This is a genomic window from Cellulosimicrobium sp. G4 BAM 1002, from assembly GCF_057126935.1.
Window position 1 is genome coordinate 3,050,124 of record NZ_CP182109.1, and the last position, 21,317, is coordinate 3,071,440.

Sequence of the window (21,317 nt, forward strand, 5' to 3'; positions counted from 1 at the left end):
GGCCCCGAGCCTACGGGCGACGGCGGCGGGCGGGGACCAGCGTCCCGCGGCGCCGTGCGAGCACGAGCATCGGGACGGCGATGAGCACGCCGAGCGCGACGGTCACCACGGAACCCTCGATGCCGAAGGCACCGCCGGTCAGCGCGGGCGCTCCGGAGACGTCGGCGACCAGCACGCCAAGGGCCGCGTGACCTGAGACCGGGATGCCGAGCAGCGCGACCGTGGCGTTCCAGGCGAAGTGCAGGCCGATGACGAACCAGAGGTTGCGGCGCCAGAGGAACGCGGCGCCGAGCAGGCCACCGGCCTCGATCGCGATGGCCAGCGAGCTCCACGGGGTCGCGCCCGGGTTGAACAGGTGGGTCAGGCCGAAGAACAGGGCCGTGATCGCCAGGGCGACCCAGCTGCCGAGCAGACGCTCGAGAGCCTGGAGGGCGAAGCCGCGGAACGTGAGCTCCTCGGTGACCGCGGCGCCGACGGTGACCGCGAGGATCGGTGCCACCACGGCGAGGAGGTCGACGTCCGCGACGCGGAACGTGTAGCCGCCGAGGGCCGTGACGACGGCTGCGGACACCGCGACGAACCCGAGCCCGAGCGCGGCGCCCAGCAGCGCCTCGGGCACGGCCCGGCGTGCGGCGATCTCGGGCATGCGGCGTCGGGCGACGAAGCGCATGACCACCCGGTAGACGAGGACCGCGAGCGCCGCGCCCAGCACGGGAAGCAGCAGAAACGGTTCGGCCGATGCCGTCAGGCCCGCGACGAGGCCGACGCCGACCACACCGATCAGCATCCACGTCAGCGGATGCCGGAAGAAGCGGGCTACCCGACCGCTCGGGTGATCGTCCAGAGAATCAGGGCGGGGTGTCGTGGTCGTCGTGCTCATGAGGGCCTCCGTTGCTGCGTGGCCGCCCGGATCGGCGACCAGCAGCAACGCTAGGAACTCACGGCCCCGAGCGAATCGCCCGCAGGTGAGCAGTCCGGGTAGCTCTCCCGGGGGATGGTCTGGGCCCACGGCTCGCAAGGCCCAGGCTCGACGTGCTCGCCCAGCGACGCGCGCGGATCTCGGCGCCGGCTCAGGCTCTGCGCGTAGAGGTCCAGCACCCGGAGTATGCCGGCGTGCTGGTAGACCCGGTTGCGTTGCATGCCGGTGCGCTCTTCCAGCACCCCGGCGTCGACCAGCTGGCCGAGCGCGCGCTGGGCACCCATGCCGTTCATGCCGACGCGCTCGATCAGGAAGCTCGCGTTCACCACCGGGTGCGCCACCAGGTGTGGCAGCACCTTCCACGCTCCGGCGTTGCGTCGTACGCCTGACATCCGGCCGCGGGACCACTCCACCTGCGCGGCGAGGTCGTCGACCAGCCGAGCCCCGGACGAGGCGGCGAACCGGCTCGCGTCGCCGAACGCCTCGATGATCGGTCGCGCGTCGCCGTCGCGGAACGCACCGAGTGCACTGCATCGTGAGGATCGCGTCGGTGTCGAGCCGGTCGGCAAGGTCGAGCGCCGTTTCCTTGGCCCGCACGTTGGCTACGACGACCCTTGCGTTCTGCGACGTCGACTGGTCGATCTCCGCGAGCGCCAGCTGCCCCGCCCCGACGGTCAGGTTCTCGATCTGGGAGGACGAGGTCGACTCCGTCCGCAGCAGGATCAGGACATCGGCCCGAGCGTCGGACTGTCCCCGCCGAGCACCGAGCGGGCGTGGGTGTCGAACCGCGCGAGGGCCGCCGTCGCCTCCTCGGCGTCCGCAGCAAGATCCGTCGGCAGGCTCGGCACGTACTGCGCGATGGTCGGGATCACGGCGGACCGGTACTGTCCGCTGGCCGCCCAAGCCCTATCCCGCCGAGTTCCGTCGTGACGTGGTCGCCGTTGCCCGTCAGGGCGGATCGATCGCTCAGATCGCCAAGGACTTCGGGATCGCCGAGTCTTGTCTTCCTAACTGGCTCAGGGCCGCCGACGTCGAGGACGGCGTGCAACCCGGGGTGACGAAGCAGGAGTCGGCCGAGCTGCGTGAGTTCGAGCGGCGCAACCGACAGCTCGAGCCGGAGGTCGAGATCCTGCGCCGGGCGGCGGCGTACTTCGCCAAGGAGATCTCCCCGAAATGACGTACCCGCTGGTCGGTGACCTGGCCGCGGACGGTATCCCCGTCGCGGTGACCCGCCGGGTGCTCGGGTTCTCCGAGCAGGCTTACTTCGCGTGGAAGGCCAGCCCTGTCACGCCCGCAGACTTGCAGCGGGCGCACCTGATCAACGCGGCCTGGGACGTGCACCGAGACGACCCGGAGTTCGGGTAACGGTTCATCGCCGACGAGCTCACAGATGCCGGCCTGAGCGTGTCGCCCAACACGGTCTGGTCGCTGTGCCGCGAAGCCGGCATCGTCTCCACCGTCCGTCGCCGACGCAGGTCGGGGAAGAAGGCCGGCCCGCTCCTGCACGACGACCTCGTCCAACGACAGCTCACCGCTGATGGTCCGGACCGGTTGTGGCTCACGGACATCACCGAGCACCCCACCGGCGAGGGCAGCTCTACCTGTGCGCGATCAAGGACGCCTGGTCCGGGCGGATCGTGGGCTACTCGATGGACCCACGCATGAAGTCCTCCCTCGCCGTCGCCGCGCTCAACAACGCCGACGCCCTACGCCCGGTCACCCCCGCGACCGCCGGGCAGGCCGGCACGATCTGCCACTCGGACCGCGGATCTCAATTTCGCTCCCGGCGCTTCGTCGTCGCGCTGCACCACCACAGCATCACCGGATCCATGGGCCGCGTCGGCGCTGCCGGCGACAACGCCGCCATGGAGAGCTTCTTCGCCCTGCTGCAGAAGAACGTCCTCAACCGCAAACGCTGGGCTACCCGCGACGAGCTGCGCCTGGCGATCATCACCTGGCCCTCGCGGCCTGACTCGAAGAGTCAACCGATGCTGGGGCAGTCCCGCTCCCCTCGTCGGTCGGCTGCCAGGGGTCCGCGATCACGGCCGATGGCGGAAGCTGATGCGCATCAGTCGGCTGTCGGCCCAGTCTTCGAGCCGAGTCGGCCGGATGGTGCCGGGGTCGTGGGGCTGATTGAGGTCCGCGACGATCTCCGCCAGCACGGCCTGACGTTCAGCGGGATCGGTGACAGGCGTGGCCAGTGCGGGCAGGTCTGCGCGGATCCCGTTCTTGAGGTGGAAGGTGAAGTGGGGATCGGCGAGAAGGTTCGCATGCCAGTCGGTCGCGGCACCGCCGGCGCCGCTGCACAGGTAGGTGGCGCCCGCCGCTCGGTAGAAGAAGATCTCGATGCGGCGCGGCCGGCCGGTGCGGCGCCCCCGCGTCGTGATGTCGATGATCCGTTCTCTGGTGCCCGCGGTGGGGGTGATCGCGATGGCTCGCCGGATGTGGTCGGGCAGGTGGGACAAGGTCGCGTCCCGTGCGGAGTCGTTCGGCCCGGTCGTGTCCGCGGAGCTCATGCGGTCTCGGCCCGGAGGGCGGGGCCGAGGAGGAGCCCGCCGTCGATGACGTACTCCGACCCGGTGACGAACGACGCGTCCGAGGAGGTGAGGAACAGGAGGAGCCGGGTGACGTCGGCCGGCTCCCCGAGCCGGGGGACGGCGAACGGCTCGGGTGAGTAGAAGTCGGCGATCGCCGCGGTAGCGCCGGCCGCTGGTTCGTGGATGAAGGGGGTCGCGACCACGCCGGGGTGGATGGTGTTCACCCGGATGTTGTCGCGGCCGAGCTCGAGCGCTGCCGTGCGGGTGAGTCCCCGCACAGCCCACTTGGAGGCGACGTACGGCGCGTAGTGCGCCGTGCCGCCCAAGGCCATCGTCGAGGCGATGTTGACGATGGCTCCCCCTGCCGCACGACGCAGAGCCGGGGTGGCGACCTTGATCCCGAGGAAGGTCCCCGTGAGGTTGACGTCCAGGATGCGCGACCACGTGGCCTGGTCCGTGTCCTCGATCGTCGCCGGCGGGTTCTGCACGCCCGCGTTGTTGACGAGCACGTTCAGGGCGCCGAAGGCGCTCTCGGCGGCGTGCACGGCGGCGGACCACGAGCTCTCGTCCCTGACGTCGAGGCACGCGAAGCGAGCACGAGTCCCGAGCTCGTCGGCCAGAGCAGCGCCACGTTCGGCGTCGAGGCCGCCGATCACCACGTTCGCCCCCTCCGCGTGGAAGGCGCGCACGTGGCTCGAGCCCTGGCCGCCGGTCCCACCGGTCACGAGCACGGTCTGGTTGTCGAAGCGAGGCATCAGATGGTCCTTCGGCATGTGGGTGGATGACCGGGATCACCAGTGATGACCGGCGGCCAGTGGTGAGTCGATCGACTCACCATCCCCTTGACGCTAGGTCAGCGGCGGTGGTGAGTCAAGCCACTCACCTCGTAGGCTCCTGTCCCATGAGCCGGGTCGTGACGACGTATCACCAGCGCGTCGCTCAGGAGAAGCGCGCGTCGATCGTGACAGCCGCGACCGCGCTCTTCCTCGAGCTGGGCTACGACCGGACGTCGCTGGCGCGGATCGCCGAGCGCTCCGGCGTCTCGCGAGCCACCCTCTTCAAGCAGTTCCCGACCAAGGCCGCCCTGTTCGACGCCATCGTGACCGAGTCCTGGTCGACCGCCGACGAGGAGGATGCTCCACCCGCAGGCGACGTCGTCGACGGGCTCAGCACCATCGGTCGCCGCTACGCCGAGCTGCTGTGCCGCCCCCAGATGACCGATCTCTTCCGGATCGTCATCGCCGAGCTGCCGCGATTCCCGGAGCTGGCCCAGGCGCAGTTCTCGCACGGGAAGATGCCCTACTTCGAGTCTGTACGCCGCTACCTCCGGGCTGAGCACGAGGCCGGAACGGTGCGGGTCGAGGACGTGGACCTCGCAGCCACCCAGTTCCTGGGCATGATCTCCAACTACGTCTTCTGGCCGACACTCCTCGTGCCGGGCTGGGAGGTGAGTGCCGAACGCGTCGCTCAGGTGGTCGACGAGGCCGTCCGCACCATCGCAGCCCGGTACGCAACGACTGGATCAGGGGTGTCCACCAGCGATTGAGTCCGCCCATCGCGACGGAGTCCCGCCGGCACCAACGGCGTTCGCGGAACGTCTCGGTCGCCGTCCGGTTCGCAACCCGAGCGGTGCCATCGCGACACGTCCCGTCGTGCCGCCAGGGTCTTTCGCGCGCGCAGTGACAACCCGGTGCCGTTCGACTCCGGGGAGCAGCGGATCCAGATCCCGGCGGGCGGGTCGGCGAGGGCGCCGGTCGTCCCGCTCTTCCGTCGTCGCACGTACAGCGCGGCTGCGGTGCGGTCGGTGTCCCAGACGACGTCGCGCCCTGCAGCCCGAGCACCTCCCCGCGGCGCAGCTGGCACCACGCGGCGAGCAGCACGGCGATGCGCCACGGTTGCGGCACCGCGTCGTACAGGGCGTCGACCTGCTGGGGCGTGGCGACGTCGTCCTCGGGCGCGTGGTCGGCGTCGTGCCGCACGGACCGGTGCGAGGGCGTGGGGACGTCCGGCATCGTCTCGAGAAGCCCGTCGCGCTCGGCGGCACGCAGGATCGTCTTGAGCATGTCGACGGCGTCACCGGCGATCCCGTTGTGCGCCGCGCCCGGCCTGAGCACCGACGGCCGCGCGACGATCTGCGCGTCAGCGCTCGCACGACGGCGGTGTCGATGTCCCGCACCCGCAGGTCGCCGAGTGGCTCCAGCAAGTAGTTGTGCACCCGCCCGCGGTAGACCATCACGGTGCCCGGGCGCCGGGGCCGGCCACCCTTGCGCGGCTCGTGCTGGACCCGCTCGAGCCACGCCAGGGCGTACTCGCGGAACGTGATGTCCCGCAGCGCGGCGGCCGCCGCCTCCGCCTCGCGCCGTCGCACCGCGTCCTCCGGCGACTCCCACTCCCCTCGCGCCGCACCCTCTCGGCCATCTCGATCCTCCTGGTTCGTGCCACCCCCGTGCCACATCTCGTGGCATGGAGGGGGTTCTTCTGTCTCTAGGTTGTCCAGGCCTCACCAAAACAGAAAGGAGGCCCGGACCTGCGGAAAATCGCAGATCCGGGCCTCTGACCAGGCGGTCGATCGGTGACCGATTCGTCCCGATGGCTAGAAGTTGATCATGTGCCCCGCGAGGCCGTGGATCGACTCCTGGACGGCCTCGGACAGCGTCGGGTGGGTGTGGACGTTGCGCGCGACCTCGTGGACGGTGAGGTCCCACTTCTGCGCGAGGGTGAGCTCGGGCAGCATCTCGGAGACGTCGGGGCCGATGAGGTGGCCGCCGAGGAGCTCGCCGTAGGTCTCGTCGGAGATGAGCTTGACGAAGCCCACCGGGTCGCCGAGGCCGTGCGCCTTGCCGTTCGCCATGAAGGGGAACGACGCGACCTTGACCTTGTAGCCCTCGTCGCGCGCCTGCTGCTCGGTGAGGCCGAAGCTCGCGACCTGCGGCTGGCAGAACGTCGCGCGCGGCATCATGCGGTAGTCGCCGAGAGTGAGGGTCTCGGCACCGCCGATGGTCTCGGCCGCGACGACGCCCTGCGCCTCGGCGACGTGCGCGAGCATGAGCTTCGCGGTGACGTCACCGATCGCGTAGATGTGCTCGACGTTCGTGCGCATGACGTCGTCGATCGCGATGGCGCCGCGCTCGGTGAGCTGCACGCCGGTGTTCTCGAGCCCGAAGCCCTCGACGTTGGGCGCGAAGCCGACGGCCATGAGCACCTTGTCGACGACGAGCTCGCCCGGCTTGTCGTCCTTGACGCCCTTGTAGGAGACGGTCACGGAGGTCCCGTCGTCCTTGACCGTCTGGACGGCGGTCGACGTGAGCAGGTTGACGCCCAGCTTCTTGTACTGCTTGGCGATCTCCTTCGACACGTCGGCGTCCTCGTTGGGCAGCGCGCGGTCGAGGAACTCGATGATCGTGACGTCCACGCCGTAGTTCTTGAGGACGTAGCCGAACTCCATGCCGATCGCGCCGGCGCCGACGATCGCGATCGACTTCGGCAGGTCGCGCGTGAGGATCTGCTTCTCGTACGTGACGACGTTCTCGGACAGCTCGACGCCCGGGAGCAGGCGCACCGTGGAGCCGGTCGCGATGATGACGTTGTCGAACGTCACCTGGTCGGTCGAACCGTCGGAGAGCTTCACGTCGAGCGTGTGCGCGTCGCGGAACGTGCCGCGGCCGTCGTACTCGGTGATCTTGTTCTTCTTCATGAGGAAGTGCACGCCCTTGACGCGCCCTTCCGCGACGGTGCGCGAGCGGTCGAACGCCGCGCCGAAGTCGAAGCTGATCTCTCCGGAGATGCCGAAGGTCTTCGCGTCGTGGGTGAACAGGTGCGCGAGCTCGGCGTTGCGCAGGAGCGCCTTGGAGGGGATGCAGCCCACGTTGAGGCACACCCCACCCCAGTACTTCTCCTCCACGACCGCGACCGACAGGCCCAGCTGGGCTGCACGGATCGCGGCCACGTAACCACCGGGGCCTGCACCGAGGACGACGACGTCGTAGTGGGATGCCATGGCCTCAAGCCTACTGGCGCCGCATCGGCCGTGGCGCGCCCGCGCGGGCGACGTCCGCCACACCTGCGGGGGCCCGCGTGGGTTGACCCTGCGCCGTCGGGCGGGTCACGATGTCCGGGATGCGACACCTGCGGCTCCTCCTTCGCCGGCCGCGCTGAGCCCGCCGCGCGGGCACGCTCAGCGCGGCGGTGCCTGCGCGTCCCACGGGACCATCGAGCGCGCGGCGAGTGCCCGACGACGAAGCCCACCTTCTCGAGGAGCCTCACCGTGGACGCCGCACCCCCACCCCACCCCGCCACTCCCCCGTCGACCCGTCAGATCGAGGACCGCTGGCAGCGGTACTGGGCCGAGCGCGGGACGTTCCGCGCGCGCGACGACGGAGCGCGCCCGCGCCGCTACCTGCTGACGATGTTCCCGTACCCGTCGGGCGACCTCCACATGGGTCACGCGGAGGTCTTCGCGCTGGAGGACGTCGTCGCGCGGTACTGGCGGCTGCGCGGCTACGACGTGCTCAACCCGATCGGCTGGGACTCGTTCGGCCTGCCCGCCGAGAACGCGGCGATCCGCCGCGGCGAGAACCCCGCCGTGTTCACCGAGACCAACATCGCGACGCAGGCCTCGACGGCGCGCCGGTACGGGGTGTCGTTCGACTGGTCCCGACGCCTGGAGACGCACCGGCCCGAGTACTCCCGCTGGACGCAGTGGCTCTTCCTCCGGCTGCTGGAGCGCGACCTGGCGTACCGCGCGACCGCCCCGGTGAACTGGTGTCCGGCGGACCGGACCGTGCTCGCGAACGAGCAGGTCGTGGACGGGCGGTGCGAGCGGTGCGGGGCGGTCGTCGTGCAGCGCGAGCTCACGCAGTGGTTCGTGCGCGTCACCGCGTACGCCGACCGTCTGCTCGACGACATGGACGCGCTCGAAGGCGCCTGGCCGGCGCGCGTGCTGACGATGCAGCGGAACTGGGTCGGGCGCAGCACGGGTGCGCGCGTGCGCTTCACGGTCGTGCCCGACGGCGGCGCCGCGGTCGAGCACGACGCCTCGCCGGTGGCCGGTGGCCGCCCGTCGCACGTCGAGGTCTTCACGACGCGCCCCGACACGCTGCCCGGCGCGACGTTCGTCGCCGTCGCGCCCGACGGCCCGCTAGCCGCCGCGCTGTGTGCACCGGAGCACGCGGCCGCGCTCGCACGGCACCGCGAGGCCGCTCTGGCCTCCGGGGAGATCGAGCGGACGAACGCCCAGCGCCCGAGCGCCGGGACGTTCCTCGGCGCGTGGGTCCGGCACCCGTTCACCGGCGCACGGCTGCCCGTCTGGGCGGCGGACCACGTGCTCCCCGGCTACGGGACGGGCGCCGTCATGGGCGTGCCCGCGCACGACGAACGCGACGCCCGGTTCGCCACCGCCCACGGCCTGCCGACCGGCAGTGACGAGACCTGGGCCGAAGTGGACGAGGCGATCGCCCGCCTGGAGACCGACGGCACGGGCGAGCGTGCGACGTCGTACCGGCTGCGCGACTGGCTGGTCTCGCGCCAGCGCTACTGGGGCGCCCCGGTGCCCGTGGTGCACTGCCCCGCCTGCGGCGTCGTGCCCGTCCCCGACGACGAGCTGCCCGTGCGGCTGCCCGACCTGGCCGGGAACGACCTGCTCCCCCGCGGCCGCTCGCCGCTCGCGTCCCCCGCCGCCGACGCGTGGCGGCGCGTGCCGTGCCCGCGCTGCGGCGCGGCCGCGGAGCGCGACCCGGACACGCTCGACACGTTCGTGGACTCGTCCTGGTACTTCCTGCGGTACTGCTCGCTGGGCGACGACGGGCCGCCCGACGACGCCCCGTTCCGCCCCGAGGACGCGCGCCGGTGGATGCCCGCGGCGCAGTACGTGGGCGGCGTCGAGCACGCGATCCTGCACCTGCTCTACAGCCGGTTCGTCACGAAGTTCCTGCACGACGAGGGCTGGGTGGACGTCGTCGAGCCGTTCTCGACGCTGCTCAACCAGGGCCAGGTGCTGAACGGCGGTCGGGCCATGAGCAAGTCGCTGGGCAACGGCGTCGACCTGGGCGAGCAGCTCGACCGGCACGGCGCCGACGCGGTGCGCCTCGCGATGGTGTTCGCGGGACCGCCGGAGGACGACGTGGACTGGGCGGACGTGGACCCGGGCGCGATGCAGCGCTTCTGCACGCGCGTGCTGCGGCTCGCGGACGCCGTCGGGCCGGGGCATGGCGTGGCTGCCGCGGCACCCGAGGACGCCGGGGCGGCTCTCGGCGCCGCCGCGCGAGCCGACACCACGGCCCGACCCGGGACGCGCGCGACCGCCCTGCGCCGGGTCGCGCACCGGACGGTGCACGAAGCCCAGGACCTGCTCGACCGCAGCCGGTTCAACGTCGTCGTCTCGCGCGTCATGGAGCTCGTGACGGCCGCGCGTCGCACCGCTGACGCCGGACCGGGGTCGGGCGAGGACGCCGCGCCGCACGACGCGGCGGTGCGCGAGGCTGCCGAGATCGCCGTCGTGCTGCTGAGCCTCTTCGCCCCGCACACGGCCGAGGAGGCCTGGCACCGCCTCGGGCGCACGGCCTCGGTCGCAGAGGCCGGCTGGCCCGTCCTCGACCCGGCGCTCCTCGTCGAGGACGAGGTCGAGACGGCGGTACAGGTCGACGGCAGGGTACGGGACCGAGTGCGGGTACCCGCCGACGTCGACGAGCGCGCGCTGCAGGACCTGGCGCTCGCCACGGCAGGCGTCGCCCGGGCGACCGCGGGCCGCGAGGTGGTGCGCGTCGTCGTGAGCCCGCCCCACGTCGTGAACGTGGTGACCCGCACCGGGACTGCTTGAGCACGGGGTACGCGGCCCTCGACCACGGGGTTGGCGACCGGTTCCGCCGAGATCCGGTCGCCGACGCCCTGCTCGGCGGGGCCCGGTGCGTGGGCGAGTCGGACGCCGCGCGGCCCGCAGTCGCTACGATGCTGCAGCCGCGTCGACACGACATGCCGGCCCGTGCGCGGCGACACGGGCCGCTTGGAGCACCTCATGGCCTTCGGACTGGCTGCCCTCCTGGACGACATCGCTGCGTTCGCGAAGCTCGCGGCCGCGTCGATCGACGACGTGGGCGCGGCCGCGGGCCGCGCCAGCGCGAAGGCGACGGGCGTCGTCATCGACGACACCGCCGTCACGCCGCGCTACGTCGAGGGCCTCGCTGCGAAGCGCGAGCTCCCGGTCATCAAGCGCATCGCCGTGGGGTCGCTGCGGAACAAGCTGCTCTTCATCCTCCCGGCCATCCTCCTGCTCAGCGAGTTCCTGCCTTTCCTGCTCACACCGCTGCTCATGCTGGGCGGGACGTACCTCGCGTTCGAGGGTGCGGAGAAGGTGTGGGAGCTGGTGTCCGGCAAGCACCACGCCGAGGTCGAGGACAAGGCGGAGAAAAAGGCCGTCGACGAGGACAGCGTCGTGTCGAGCGCGGTCCGCACCGACTTCATCCTGAGCGCCGAGATCATGGTCATCGCGCTCAACGAGGTCGCCTCCGAGGGCTTCTGGTCGCGACTCATCATCCTCGTCATCGTCGCGTTGCTCATCACCGCGGTCGTGTACGGGATCGTGGCGCTCATCGTGAAGATGGACGACATCGGCCTGCACCTGGCCCGGCGCGAGACGCCGTGGGTCCAGTCGTTCGGGCGCGGGCTCGTCGGCGCGATGCCCAAGGTCATGGCCGTCATCTCGTTCGTCGGCATCATCGCGATGCTCTGGGTCGGCGGTCACATCCTGCTCCAGGGCGCCTACGACCTGGGCTGGCACGCCCCGTACGACCTGCTGCACCACCTTGAGGAGGGCGTCCACGGCGTGCCGGGCGTCGGCGGCTTCCTCACGTGGCTCGTCGACACCCTCGGCTCCGCGATCGTCGGGATCGTCGTCGGCGGGATCGTCGTCGCCGTCCTGCACCTCATCCCCCGCCGCAAGCACACCCCGCAGGCGACGCCCGACCAGCCGGCCACCGAGCAGGCGCCCACCGAGGACTGACCGACAGCAGCTCACCGTGACGGGCGGCGCCCGCCGCCGCATCGTCCGCCTCGACGTCACCCAAATCCCACCCGACCGCTGAGTGCATGAAACAGTCGCGACAAGGGCCGCCGATCGCGACTGTTCCGTGCACTCAGCGGGTGTCGGTGGCGGGTCGTAGCGTCGGGCCCATGAGTGCATCGGCGGGGATCAAGGTCGGGGTCGTCGGGAGCTTCGGCTCGGCGACGCAAGTGCTGGAGATGGCGGTCGAGGCCGAGGACGCCGGCTGGGACGGCTTCTTCTCGTGGGACGGGCTGAGCCTGCTGTCGATGCCGGTCGACACCTTCGACCCCTGGGCGATCCTCGCCGCGGCAGCGGTCCGTACCGAGCGCATCGCCCTCGGCGCGATGGTGTTCGCGCTGCCGCGCCGCAAGCCGTGGGAGGTCGTGCGGCAGGCCCTGACGGTCGACCACCTCTCCGGCGGGCGCCTCGTCCTGCCCGTCGGGGTGGGCGTGCTCGACGACGGCGGATTCTCCGCGGTCCCCGATCAGCCCCAGGAGCTGCGCGAGCGCGCCGCGCTGCTCGACGACGCGATCGCCTACCTCGACCGCGCGTGGTCCGGCGAGCCGTTCACCTTCAGCGGCACCCACGTCGAGACGGGCGAGATGCTGTTCCTCCCCCGCCCGGTCGAGCGTCCGGTCGTCGGTCACCACGTGCCGGTCTGGCCGGTCGGCGTCTGGGACGCCCAGCGTCCGCCCCTGCGGTCCCTCGACCGCACGCTCCGCGCCGACGGGATCGTGCTCCAGCTCCGCGGCGAGCGTGGCTTCGACGTCCCCACGCCCGACGACGTCTCCGCACTCGTCTCCTGGCTCACCACCCGCCGCGCCGAGCTCGGCCTCGACGCGTCGCGCCCGTTCGACATCGTCGTCCAGGGCGAGCTCCCGCCCGACCGGCGCGCGGCGCAGGACCAGCTCGCCGGCCTCGCCGACGCGGGCGCCACCTGGTGGGTCGAGTCCCGCTGGAACCCCGACACAGCCACGCCCGAGTCGCTGCTCGACGCGATCCACCAAGGCCCACCCCGCCCCTGACGAGGGCGGTGGACCGTCAGCCGACGGGGCGCGCCGCCTCGATCTCGACCTTCGGCAGGGTCTTCGCCGGCAGCGTCTTCGGACGCCACGACGCACGCGTCGCCTCGAACGCGGAGATCTCGTCGGCGTGCTTGAGGGTCAGGCCGATGTCGTCGAGCCCTTCCATGAGGCGCCAGCGCGTGTAGTCGTCGATCTGGAACGGCACGGTGACGTCCTGCGCGGACGCGGTGCGCGCGACGAGGTCGACGGTCACCTCGGTGCCGGGGTTGGTCTCGAGGATCTTCCAGAGGAGCTCGATGTCCTCCTGCGCGACGATCCCGGCCACGAGGCCCTGCTTGCCGGAGTTGCCGCGGAAGATGTCGGCGAAGCGCGAGGCGAGGACGACGCGGAAGCCGTAGTCCTTGAGCGCCCACACGGCGTGCTCGCGCGACGAGCCGGTGCCGAAGTCGGGGCCGGCGACGAGCACGGAGCCGGCACGGTAGGCGTCCTGGTTCAGGACGAACGTCGGGTCGCCACGCCAGGCGGCGAAGAGCGCGTCCTCGAACCCGGTGCGCGTGACGCGCTTGAGGTAGACGGCGGGGATGATCTGGTCGGTGTCGACGTTGCTGCGGCGCAGCGGGACGCCGACGCCGGTGTGGGTCGTGAACTTCTCCATGGCAGGAACCTCTTCGAGTCTTCGGGGGCGACGGGGCGGGCGTGCGCTGGCGCGGTGCTGTCGCTCAGACCTGCACGAGGACGCGCGGGTCGAGCGGTGCGAGCGGGGTGCCGTCGAAGGACGTGATGTCGGTGCCCTCGGGCAGGTCGAGGTCGCTCAGCGACGAGAGCGTCCCGCGCAGCGCGGTGGCGGCGGCGACGAGCGGCGACACGAGGTGCGTGCGCCCACCCTTGCCCTGGCGGCCCTCGAAGTTGCGGTTCGAGGTCGAGGCGGCGCGCTCGCCGGGCTGGAGCTGGTCGGGGTTCATGCCGAGGCACATGGAGCAGCCGGCGTTGCGCCACTCGGCACCGAAGTCGAGGAAGATCTTGTCGAGACCCTCGGCCTCGGCCTGCAGGCGCACGCGCGCCGACGCGGGGACGACGAGGACGCGCACGTCGTCGGCCTTGCGCTTGCCCTGGACGACCTTGGCGACGGAGCGCAGGTCCTCGATGCGGCCGTTGGTGCACGAGCCGATGAAGACCGTGTCGACCGGGATCTCACGCAGCGGCTGGCCGGGCGTGAGGCCCATGTACTCGATGGCGCGCTCGGCGGCGACGCGCTCGTTCTCGTCGGCGATCTGCTCGGGCACGGGCACGGTCGCGGAGATCGGCAGGCCCTGGCCGGGGTTGGTGCCCCACGTGACGAAGGGCTCGAGGTCGGACGCGCGGAGCGTGACCTCGGTGTCGAACACGGCGTCGTCGTCGGAGCGCAGGGTGCGCCAGTACTCGACGGCGGCGTCCCAGTCGGCGCCCTCGGGCGCATGCGGGCGGCCCTTGAGGTACTCGAACGTCGTGTCGTCGGGCGCGATCATGCCCGCACGAGCACCGGCCTCGATCGACATGTTGCAGATCGTCATCCGCGCCTCCATGGAGAGGCTGCGGATGGCCTCGCCGCGGTACTCCAGGACGTAGCCCTGGCCGCCGCCGGTGCCGATCTTGGCGATGATCGCGAGGATGATGTCCTTGCTCGTGGCGCCCGGTGGCAGCTCGCCGTCGACGTTGATCGCCATCGTCTTGAACGGCGCGAGCGGAAGGGTCTGGGTCGCGAGGACGTGCTCGACCTCGGACGTGCCGATGCCGAACGCGAGCGCGCCGAACGCGCCGTGCGTTGAGGTGTGCGAGTCGCCGCACACGACCGTGAGGCCGGGCATGGTCAGGCCGAGCTGCGGGCCGACCTGGTGCACGATGCCCTGGTCGGCGTCGCCGAGCGAGTGGATGCGGACGCCGAACTCGCGGGCGTTGTTGCGCAGCGTGTCGATCTGCGTACGGCTCGTGAGGTCCGCGATCGGCAGGTCGATGTCGAGCGTCGGGGTGTTGTGGTCCTCGGTCGCGATGGTGAGGTCCGGGCGGCGGACCTGTCGACCCGCGAGGCGCAGGCCCTCGAACGCCTGCGGGCTGGTGACCTCGTGCACGAGGTGGAGGTCGATGTAGAGGAGGTCGGGCGACCCGTCGGTGCCGCGTCGCACCAGGTGCGCGTCCCAGACCTTCTCCGCCAGCGTGCCGGCCATGTTGCTCATCTCCTCGTCGTCTGTCACGGCGCCTCCGCGGGGGCACGGCGGGCCGTCTGGGTCGATCGTCCGTCCTCCGGCGTGCCGCCGGGGAGAACGTCCAGCGGGTGGAACATCCGTGCCGGACTTGCATCTCAGTGCGTGAGACGTCAATATCGACCTATGGACAATACTAGCGGAGTCGGCGTGCTGGACAAGGCGGCCTCCGTCCTGGGCGCCCTGGAGTCCGGACCGGCCACCCTGGCCCAGCTCGTCACGGCCACGGGCCTCGCCCGCCCGACGGCGCACCGCCTCGCCGTCGCGCTCGAGCACCACCGCATGGTCGCGCGCGACATGCAGGGTCGTTTCGTCCTCGGTCCGCGGCTCAACGAGCTCGCGACGGCGGCCGGCGAGGACCGCCTGCTCGCCGCGGCGAACCCCGTGCTCACGGCGCTGCGCGACCACACCGGCGAGAGCGCGCAGCTCTACCGCCGGCAGGGCGACCACCGCATCTGCGTCGCCGCGGCCGAGCGTCCCGTCGGCCTGCGCGACTCGATCCCGGTCGGCGCGACCCTCACGATGAACGCCGGCTCCGCCGCCCAGATCCTGCTCGCCTGGGAGGAGCCGGACCGGCTGCACCGCGGGTTGCGCGAGGCCGTCTTCACGGCGACCATCCTCTCCGGCGTCCGACGCCGCGGCTGGGCCCAGTCCGTCTCCGAGCGCGAGCTGGGGGTCGCCTCCGTCTCGGCGCCGGTGCGTGGGCCGTCCGGACGCGTCGTCGCCGCCGTCTCGATCTCGGGCCCGGTCGAGCGCCTGAGCCGCCAGCCCGGGCGTCTGCACTCCGGCTCGGTCGTCGCCGCCGCGAACCGCCTCACCGAGGTCCTGCGCCGCGCCGGGGAGTGATCGACGCCGTCCGGTCCGGGCGGTCCTCGGCGCGCCGCGGGCCGCAAACGGGACGGGCACTGTCAAAATGACACGGTCTGCTGCCATGCTGTGCGTGCTGAACGACCCGTGCGGCCTGGCGTGCGCAGGGGGCGCTCGTCCTGACCGATCTCAGACCCACGAGGAGTCCCGATGCATCCGAAGGTGAAGGCGATCCTGATCTGGGCGCTGGTGATCTTCGCCCTGTACGCGATCGTCACGAGCCCGGAGCGCGCCGCCGACATCCTCGAAGGGATCTGGGACGTCATCCTCGGGGCCTTCCGCTCCATCGGACAGTTCTTCAGCTCGCTCCTGGACTGACCGTGGCTCTCGGCGGCCCTCGGAGCAAGATCCTCCAGCGCTACGTGCTGAGCGGGGAACGGGTCGTGATCGCGACGCGGCACCACTGGGGGATGCTCGTCGAGCCCGTCGCGACGACCGTCGCGGGCGCCCTCGTCATCGGCTGGCTCGTCGTGCAGGCGGGTCCCGCGGTCGGCGACGGCGTCCTCGTCCTGTGGTGGCTCTGGCTGGTCCTCGCCGCGCGGCTGGTCTGGAAGGTCTTCGAGTGGCGCAACGAGTGGTTCGTCGCCACGGACAAGCGGCTCCTCCTGCTCTACGGGCTCATCACGCACAAGGTCGCGATGATGCCGCTCACCAAGGTCACCGACATGAACTACGGGCGGTCCCTGCTCGGTCGGTTCCTCGGCTACGGCCAGTTCCTGCTCGAGTCGGCAGGCCAGGACCAGGCGCTGCGCCAGATCGACTGGGTGTCGCGCCCCGACGCGACGTACCGCAAGCTCTGCGACACGCTCTTCGGCCCGGGTGGGGCCGCCGGACGCCCCGGCTTCCCGTCCCCGGCGTCGGCCGGCAGCCAGCCAGCTCCCGTCTCGGTCACCCCCGGCACACCGGTGACCGATGCGCCTCGGCGCCCCGCCGAGCCCTCGCCGGTCCCGCCCGCCCCGGCCTGGGACGGGCGCACGCCGTCCGACGTGGCACCCGTGCCGCCGGTGCCGCCCGCGCCGGCGCGGGGCGACGAGCAGGTCGTGGTCGTGCCCGGACGCGCTGACCGCGCCGAACGGGCCGAACGGGCCGACCACACCGCCGGGAGGTCGAGCGGGTCGACCCAGCCCATCGAGGTGAGCGGGCGCCACGAGGCCGGGCAACACGACGCCGGGCACCCGGACGACGAGCGCGGCTGGGCCGTCTCGGGCGAGCACCGTGCGACGTACGTGCCGGTGATCCACCCCCGTCCGATCGTGACCCCGGTCCCCAAGCCCTACGAGCCAGGCCCGGGACGCGACGAGGCTCCCTGACGGCCGCGAGGTGAGTCGCCGTCGGAACCGACGCAGGGAGAGCACGAGACCGTGCTGCGGAGCGCCTGACGCCCGTCGGCATCCGACGAGAGCCGGGGACGACAAAGGCCCGGTCACCGTGTGGTGACCGGGCCTTCCTCTGTACCCCCAACGGGATTTGAACCCGTGTTACCGCCGTGAGAGGGCGACGTCCTAGGCCGCTAGACGATGGGGGCCTGTGGAGCTCTGGACCGTTGCCGGGCCGTTTCTCCGGTGAGAACTCTACCTCATGCTCTGAGCGGTTCTGACCACTCGTTGCAAGAGCCGGAGCTCATCGCTGGGGTACCAGGACTCGAACCTAGACTAAGTGAACCAGAATCACTCGTGCTGCCAATTACACCATACCCCATGGGGGTAGGACCGCCGTCATGGAGAGGGTCTATCGGACCGGAATTCACCAGTCCCCTGACTCCCTCGTGTGGAGGTCTCACCGGGCGAGAACATTACCGGACGTCGGGACCGAGACCAAATGCGCCGCTCCCGCACCCGCTGGTCAGGCTCGCCCTTCGACCGTCACCTCCCGATCCCGGTATGACCACCGTCCGGCACGGCCGCTCGACGGACCGGGTCTCGTCTGGCAGCGTCGTCGCCATGGCTCCCGCACACGCCCCGGATCCTGGTTCCCGCGCCGACCGCGCCGCCTCGTTCGAGCACGGCGCCTCCCGGTACGCCTCGACCCGGCCCTCCTACCCCGACGAGGCGGTCGACTGGCTGCTGCCGCCCGGGGCGCGGCGCGTGCTCGACCTCGCCGCGGGCACCGGCAAGCTCACGGAACGGCTCGTCGCGCGCGGCCTCGAGGTCGTCGCGGTCGAGCCGGCGGACGCGATGCGGGCCGAGCTCGCGCGGGCCGTCCCCCAGGCGGAGGCGCTGCCCGGCACCGCGGAGTCCGTGCCGCTCCCCGACGCCAGCGTCGACGCCGTGCTCGTCGCCCAGGCCTGGCACTGGTTCTCCCCCGCTGCCCTGCCCGAGATCGCCCGGGTCCTGCGGCCAGGTGGCCGGCTCGGGATCGTGTGGAACGTCCGCGACAGCTCGGTGGACTGGGTCGGCCGCTTCACCGAGATCATCCATCGCGGAGACACCCTCGACCACAGCTACCGCGAGCCGGTCCTCGACGACCGATTCACGACCCCTGAGCACCGGACCGTGCCCTGGGCGGACCTGGTCACGACGGCGTCGCTGAGACCCCTTGCCGCGTCACGCAGCTACCTCCTCACGCTCCCCTCGGAGCAGCGGGACGCGTTGCTCGCTGAGATCGACGACCTCGTCGGGACCCACCCCGGCCTCGCCGGACGCTCCGAGGTGGAGCTGCCCTACCTCGCCGAGTGCTGGCGAGCCGACCTCGGGACCTCGCCGTCGCCCCCCGCCCCGGCGGCACCCACGGAGCGGCCGGTCGCGCAGCCGGAGGCACCGTGAGCGCCGTCGGTCCGGCGTCCGGCCGCGAGCGCGTCTCGGGCGACGACGTCCGCGTCGCCGCCCGCTGGCTCGTGGATCGGCTCGTCGCCCACCCGGCCGACGCCTTCGACGTCCAGGCGGGCCCGGTGCGGTGGTCGTGCTGGACCACCGCGGAGCACGTCGTCGACGACCTGCTGGCGTACGCGATGCAGCTCGCGGCGCTCCCCCGGCTCGCCTACGTCCCGCTCGTCGGGCCGCGAGGCGAGGACGAGATCGCGCACGTCGACCGCGCGTCCGGCACGCCTGGTCTCGCCGAGGCGCTCGTGGGCGGCGCGGAGCTCCTCGCCTCGCTCGCGGAGACCCGCCCGGACCACGTCCGCGCGTACCACCCCTACGGCCTCTCGGACCCAGAGGGCTTCGCCGCCATGGGCACCGTCGAGGTCCTCGTGCACGGGCACGACGTGCTCCTCGGGCTCACGAGCGAGCACGCATCGTTTCCCGACGGTCTCGCAGCACGCGTGCTCGCCCGCCTCTTCCCGGACGTTTCCGTGCTGCCGGGCGACGACCTCGACCTCGTCCTCCTCTGGGCGACGGGGCGGGGGACGCTCGAGGGGCGTGAGCGCCTCACGCGCTGGCGGTGGGACGCGACCGTCCGCTGAGCGTCTCGTCCCACAGCGTCACCCGGAGGCGGCCGCGGCAGCGGCGGCGATGCGCCGTGCGGGCGCCGACAGCGCCGTACCGTCCTTCCAGACCATGCGCAGCCTGCGCTCGAGCTCGAGCCCCGGCACGGCGACGCGCACGAGCGCCCCGCGCGCGACGTCGTCGGCGACGGCGAGGCTCGAGAGCACCGCGACGGCGCCACCGTGCTGCACGGCGGTCTTGAGCGCGGCCGTCGAGCCGAGGTACGGCAGGTGGTCCGGCAGGCGTTCACCGAGCGCGGCCAGCCCGCGCTCGAGCGTCTCGCGCGTCCCGGAGCCGCGCTCGCGCACGACGAGCCCTCCCGCGAGCAGCTCGTCGACGCGCAGCGCACTCCGGCGCGCCCACGCGTGGCCGGGGCCGACGACGACGACGAGCCGGTCGTGCGCGACGGTGCGGCTGCGCAGCCCACGGCGCAGCGTCGCGCTCTCGACGAACCCCAGCTCGACGCCGCCGTCGAGGACGAGGTCGGTCACCTCGCGCGAGTTGCGCACGACGAGCTCGACGTCGGGCGCTCCCCCAGGCCCGGGCTCGGTCAACGCGAGCCGGGCCAGCCAGCGCGGCGCCAGGTACTCCGCGACGGTGAGGCTCGCCGCGACGCGCACCCGTGCCGTCGGAGCCTCGCGCAGCGAGACGACCGACGTCTCGAAACGGTCGGAGGCGTCGATGACCTCGCGCGCCCACGCCGCCGTCGCACGTCCCGTCTCGGTGAGGCGGGCACCGCGCGTCGTGCGCTCGAGCAGCTCCAGCCCGAGGCGCCGCTCGAGCGCCCGCAGGCCCGCCGACGCCGTCGGCTGGGAGACCCCGAGCGCGCGCGCCGCCGCACTGATCGAGCCGTGCGAGTCGGTCGCGACGAGCAGGGCGAGCGCTCCCAGCGAGGTGCGGTCCCGTGGCGGAGAGGGCATAGGCGCAGCCTATGGCTTGCGAAGCACCTCGTCCTTCCGTGCACGAACGGCGAGGTGCAGGCTCGACAGCATGGCCCGCCACTCGCACCCGACGGCGTCCAGCACCACCGTGCTGGACGCCGCCTCCCCGCCGCCTCCCGGCGTGCTCGCACCGCGCTCCTGGGCACGTGGGCGTGGATGGCCTGCCCGTGGCCGTGCGCTCGCTCCCGGTCTCGTCCTCGTCATCGTGGCGAGCGCCGCCGTCCTTCTCGGCGCCCGTGCCCTGTCGACGGTCTCCCCGCTCGTCGTCGCGCTCGTGCTCGGTGCGCTGGTGGCCCCCGCGCTGGCGCGCGTCGGCGCGACCCGGCGCGGCCGACCGGTGGTCTCCGCGACCCGACCGGGGATCGCCTGGACGTCGCGCACGGTCCTGCGCACCGGCGTCGTGCTGCTGGGGTTCCAGCTCTCACTGCCGGAGGTGCTCGCACTGGGCTGGCGCGGGCTCGTGGTCGTGACCGTCACCCTGGCCCTGACCTTCGCGGGGACCCTGGCTCTCGGACGCGCGCTGCGCGTGCCGCGTGCGACCGCGCTGCTCGTCGCGACCGGGTTCTCCGTGTGCGGCGCGGCGGCGATCTCGGCGATGCAGGGGGTCGTGTCGCGTCCCGGCCGGTCGCCGGGCCAGGTCCGCGAGGACGACGACGCCGTCGCGGCGTCCCTCGCGCTCGTCACGGTGTACGGGACGCTGGCGATCGTCCTGCTCCCGTGGCTCGCCTCGCTCCTGGGGCTCGGCGACGACCGCGCGGGGCTGTGGATCGGGGCGAGCGTGCAGGAGGTCGCCCAGGTCGTCACGGCCGCCGGGACGGTCTCGGGGTCGGCGCTCGCGACCGCGACCGTCGCCAAGCTCGCGCGGGTCGCGCTGCTCGCCCCGCTCGTCATGGTGGCGGGGATCGTCGTCGCCCGTGGCGCCCGCCGCATGGTCCGTGTCCCGGGCGCGGAGGGACCGGCCTCGGAGCGTGAGGTGGCCGGGGCTGGCGCGGCGCAGAGTTCCGCGGGCGCGACCGCACCGCGCGTCGCACCCGTGCCCTGGTTCGTCGTCGGATTCGTGCTGGCCGTGGCCCTGCGCAGCCTCGGCGTGGTGCCGGCACCCGTGCTCGCCGTGCTCGCGACCGCGACGACGGTGGCGTTCGTCGCCGCGATGTTCGCGCTCGGGCTGGGTGTCGACGTCCCCTACCTGCTGCGGACCGGGCGACGCGCCGTGGTCCTTGGCGGCCTGTCGGCGCTCCTCGTCACGACGACGGCCCTCGTCGGCGTCCTGCTCCTCACGTGACCCTCCACCGTGCCCCGCGAGCTGCTCGCCCGGTGGCTCGGCGAGGGAGAAC

Annotated in this window: 19 protein-coding genes, 2 tRNA genes and 1 pseudogene; 11 read left to right on the top strand and 11 right to left on the bottom strand. The window is 72.3% G+C overall.

Annotated features, from left to right (window positions below):
- Positions 1-10: 10 nt before the first annotated feature.
- The 3 genes from ACMXGY_RS13870 to ACMXGY_RS13880 all read right to left on the bottom strand — a co-directional run bounded on the left by ACMXGY_RS13870 (position 11) and on the right by ACMXGY_RS13880 (position 1,791).
- Positions 11-880: a lysostaphin resistance A-like protein gene (locus ACMXGY_RS13870; RefSeq protein WP_483773572.1), complete on the bottom strand. Its 870-nt coding sequence runs from the start codon at positions 878-880 to the stop codon at positions 11-13.
- Positions 881-930: 50 nt separating this feature from the next.
- Positions 931-1,488, bottom strand: a complete 558-nt coding sequence (locus ACMXGY_RS13875) for a hypothetical protein (RefSeq protein WP_483773573.1) — start codon at positions 1,486-1,488, stop codon at positions 931-933.
- 153 nt (positions 1,489-1,641) lie between these two features.
- A complete protein-coding gene (locus ACMXGY_RS13880) occupies positions 1,642-1,791 on the bottom strand; it encodes a hypothetical protein (protein ID WP_483773574.1) in 150 nt (49 codons plus the stop codon).
- A gap of 59 nt (positions 1,792-1,850) precedes the next feature.
- Between ACMXGY_RS13880 and ACMXGY_RS13885 the strand changes: the two are divergent.
- Positions 1,851-2,886, top strand: a pseudogene (locus ACMXGY_RS13885) (IS3 family transposase); the annotation flags it as partial.
- A 72-nt stretch (positions 2,887-2,958) separates the two neighbouring features.
- On the opposite strand, the gene ACMXGY_RS13890 reads toward ACMXGY_RS13885, so the two are convergent.
- Positions 2,959-3,435, bottom strand: a complete 477-nt coding sequence (locus tag ACMXGY_RS13890) for a nitroreductase/quinone reductase family protein (RefSeq protein WP_483776867.1) — start codon at positions 3,433-3,435, stop codon at positions 2,959-2,961.
- Positions 3,432-4,211 (bottom strand): SDR family oxidoreductase, encoded by a 780-nt coding sequence (locus ACMXGY_RS13895; RefSeq protein WP_483773575.1) that lies wholly within the window; start codon positions 4,209-4,211, stop codon positions 3,432-3,434. Before ACMXGY_RS13895 ends, ACMXGY_RS13890 begins: the two co-directional genes overlap by 4 nt.
- A gap of 146 nt (positions 4,212-4,357) precedes the next feature.
- Here ACMXGY_RS13895 and ACMXGY_RS13900 point away from each other — a divergent pair, with 146 nt between their 5' ends.
- Positions 4,358-5,002 carry a TetR/AcrR family transcriptional regulator gene (locus tag ACMXGY_RS13900; RefSeq protein WP_483773576.1) on the top strand — a complete coding sequence of 215 codons (645 nt, stop codon included), beginning with the start codon at positions 4,358-4,360 and terminating at the stop codon, positions 5,000-5,002.
- 1,047 nt (positions 5,003-6,049) lie between these two features.
- Here the strand turns inward: ACMXGY_RS13900 and lpdA are convergent.
- Positions 6,050-7,453, bottom strand: coding sequence for a dihydrolipoyl dehydrogenase (gene lpdA, locus ACMXGY_RS13905; RefSeq protein ID WP_483773577.1), 1,404 nt, complete (start codon positions 7,451-7,453; stop codon positions 6,050-6,052).
- A gap of 267 nt (positions 7,454-7,720) precedes the next feature.
- On the opposite strand from lpdA, the gene ACMXGY_RS13910 reads away from it, so the two are divergent.
- The 3 genes from ACMXGY_RS13910 to ACMXGY_RS13920 all read left to right on the top strand — a co-directional run bounded on the left by ACMXGY_RS13910 (position 7,721) and on the right by ACMXGY_RS13920 (position 12,516).
- Positions 7,721-10,270, top strand: coding sequence for a leucine--tRNA ligase (locus tag ACMXGY_RS13910; protein WP_483773578.1), 2,550 nt, complete (start codon positions 7,721-7,723; stop codon positions 10,268-10,270).
- A 195-nt stretch (positions 10,271-10,465) separates the two neighbouring features.
- Entirely contained in the window at positions 10,466-11,449 is a 984-nt protein-coding gene (locus tag ACMXGY_RS13915; RefSeq protein ID WP_483773579.1) for a DUF808 domain-containing protein, read from the top strand.
- A 170-nt stretch (positions 11,450-11,619) separates the two neighbouring features.
- The gene (locus ACMXGY_RS13920) at positions 11,620-12,516 is read left to right on the top strand and encodes an LLM class flavin-dependent oxidoreductase (protein ID WP_483773580.1); all 897 of its coding nucleotides are present in this window, start codon (positions 11,620-11,622) and stop codon (positions 12,514-12,516) included.
- A 16-nt stretch (positions 12,517-12,532) separates the two neighbouring features.
- On the opposite strand, the gene leuD is transcribed toward ACMXGY_RS13920, so the two are convergent.
- Both leuD and leuC read right to left on the bottom strand, forming a co-directional pair.
- Positions 12,533-13,171, bottom strand: coding sequence for a 3-isopropylmalate dehydratase small subunit (gene leuD, locus ACMXGY_RS13925; RefSeq protein ID WP_483773581.1), 639 nt, complete (start codon positions 13,169-13,171; stop codon positions 12,533-12,535).
- 64 nt (positions 13,172-13,235) lie between these two features.
- Positions 13,236-14,717: a 3-isopropylmalate dehydratase large subunit gene (gene leuC / locus ACMXGY_RS13930; protein ID WP_483776868.1), complete on the bottom strand. Its 1,482-nt coding sequence runs from the start codon at positions 14,715-14,717 to the stop codon at positions 13,236-13,238.
- A 162-nt stretch (positions 14,718-14,879) separates the two neighbouring features.
- Between leuC and ACMXGY_RS13935 the strand changes: the two genes are divergently transcribed.
- The 3 genes from ACMXGY_RS13935 (at position 14,880) to ACMXGY_RS13945 (ending at position 16,930) form a co-directional block, all read left to right on the top strand.
- A complete protein-coding gene (locus ACMXGY_RS13935) occupies positions 14,880-15,599 on the top strand; it encodes an IclR family transcriptional regulator (RefSeq protein ID WP_024840729.1) in 720 nt (239 codons plus the stop codon).
- Between the two features lie 171 nt (positions 15,600-15,770).
- Positions 15,771-15,938, top strand: coding sequence for a hypothetical protein (locus ACMXGY_RS13940; protein WP_483773582.1), 168 nt, complete (start codon positions 15,771-15,773; stop codon positions 15,936-15,938).
- A gap of 2 nt (positions 15,939-15,940) precedes the next feature.
- Positions 15,941-16,930 carry a PH domain-containing protein gene (locus ACMXGY_RS13945; protein WP_483773583.1) on the top strand — a complete coding sequence of 330 codons (990 nt, stop codon included), beginning with the start codon at positions 15,941-15,943 and terminating at the stop codon, positions 16,928-16,930.
- 142 nt (positions 16,931-17,072) lie between these two features.
- Here the strand turns inward: ACMXGY_RS13945 and ACMXGY_RS13950 are convergent.
- Both ACMXGY_RS13950 and ACMXGY_RS13955 read right to left on the bottom strand, forming a co-directional pair.
- Positions 17,073-17,145, bottom strand: a tRNA-Glu gene (locus tag ACMXGY_RS13950).
- 101 nt (positions 17,146-17,246) lie between these two features.
- Positions 17,247-17,318: transfer RNA gene (locus ACMXGY_RS13955), tRNA-Gln, on the bottom strand.
- A gap of 242 nt (positions 17,319-17,560) precedes the next feature.
- Between ACMXGY_RS13955 and ACMXGY_RS13960 the strand changes: the two genes are divergently transcribed.
- Both ACMXGY_RS13960 and ACMXGY_RS13965 read left to right on the top strand, forming a co-directional pair.
- Positions 17,561-18,382, top strand: coding sequence for a class I SAM-dependent methyltransferase (locus ACMXGY_RS13960; RefSeq protein ID WP_483773584.1), 822 nt, complete (start codon positions 17,561-17,563; stop codon positions 18,380-18,382).
- Positions 18,379-19,020, top strand: coding sequence for a hypothetical protein (locus ACMXGY_RS13965; protein WP_483773585.1), 642 nt, complete (start codon positions 18,379-18,381; stop codon positions 19,018-19,020). Before ACMXGY_RS13960 ends, ACMXGY_RS13965 begins: the two co-directional genes overlap by 4 nt.
- A gap of 18 nt (positions 19,021-19,038) precedes the next feature.
- Here the strand turns inward: ACMXGY_RS13965 and ACMXGY_RS13970 are convergent, their stop codons facing one another.
- Entirely contained in the window at positions 19,039-19,962 is a 924-nt protein-coding gene (locus tag ACMXGY_RS13970) for a LysR family transcriptional regulator (protein WP_483773586.1), read from the bottom strand.
- Positions 19,963-20,032: 70 nt separating this feature from the next.
- Here ACMXGY_RS13970 and ACMXGY_RS13975 point away from each other — a divergent pair, with 70 nt between their 5' ends.
- Complete coding sequence (locus tag ACMXGY_RS13975) at positions 20,033-21,265, top strand: YeiH family protein (protein ID WP_483773587.1); 1,233 nt, start codon at positions 20,033-20,035, stop codon at positions 21,263-21,265.
- The last annotated feature ends 52 nt before the right edge of the window (positions 21,266-21,317 follow it).

What these genes read in the sequence shown, in the direction of transcription:
- ACMXGY_RS13940 (WP_483773582.1), top strand. Translation starts at nt 15,771, where the DNA reads ATGCATCCGAAGGTGAAGGCGATCCTGATCTGGGCGCTGGTGATCTTC.
- ACMXGY_RS13920 (WP_483773580.1), top strand. Translation starts at nt 11,620, where the DNA reads ATGAGTGCATCGGCGGGGATCAAGGTCGGGGTCGTCGGGAGCTTCGGC.
- ACMXGY_RS13870 (WP_483773572.1), bottom strand. Translation starts at nt 880, where the DNA reads ATGAGCACGACGACCACGACACCCCGCCCTGATTCTCTGGACGATCAC.
- ACMXGY_RS13970 (WP_483773586.1), bottom strand. Translation starts at nt 19,962, where the DNA reads ATGCCCTCTCCGCCACGGGACCGCACCTCGCTGGGAGCGCTCGCCCTG.
- leuD (WP_483773581.1), bottom strand. Translation starts at nt 13,171, where the DNA reads ATGGAGAAGTTCACGACCCACACCGGCGTCGGCGTCCCGCTGCGCCGC.
- ACMXGY_RS13915 (WP_483773579.1), top strand. Translation starts at nt 10,466, where the DNA reads ATGGCCTTCGGACTGGCTGCCCTCCTGGACGACATCGCTGCGTTCGCG.
- ACMXGY_RS13975 (WP_483773587.1), top strand. Translation starts at nt 20,033, where the DNA reads ATGGCCCGCCACTCGCACCCGACGGCGTCCAGCACCACCGTGCTGGAC.
- ACMXGY_RS13935 (WP_024840729.1), top strand. Translation starts at nt 14,880, where the DNA reads ATGGACAATACTAGCGGAGTCGGCGTGCTGGACAAGGCGGCCTCCGTC.
- ACMXGY_RS13890 (WP_483776867.1), bottom strand. Translation starts at nt 3,435, where the DNA reads ATGAGCTCCGCGGACACGACCGGGCCGAACGACTCCGCACGGGACGCG.
- leuC (WP_483776868.1), bottom strand. Translation starts at nt 14,717, where the DNA reads ATGGCCGGCACGCTGGCGGAGAAGGTCTGGGACGCGCACCTGGTGCGA.
- ACMXGY_RS13900 (WP_483773576.1), top strand. Translation starts at nt 4,358, where the DNA reads ATGAGCCGGGTCGTGACGACGTATCACCAGCGCGTCGCTCAGGAGAAG.
- lpdA (WP_483773577.1), bottom strand. Translation starts at nt 7,453, where the DNA reads ATGGCATCCCACTACGACGTCGTCGTCCTCGGTGCAGGCCCCGGTGGT.
- ACMXGY_RS13895 (WP_483773575.1), bottom strand. Translation starts at nt 4,211, where the DNA reads ATGCCTCGCTTCGACAACCAGACCGTGCTCGTGACCGGTGGGACCGGC.
- ACMXGY_RS13960 (WP_483773584.1), top strand. Translation starts at nt 17,561, where the DNA reads ATGGCTCCCGCACACGCCCCGGATCCTGGTTCCCGCGCCGACCGCGCC.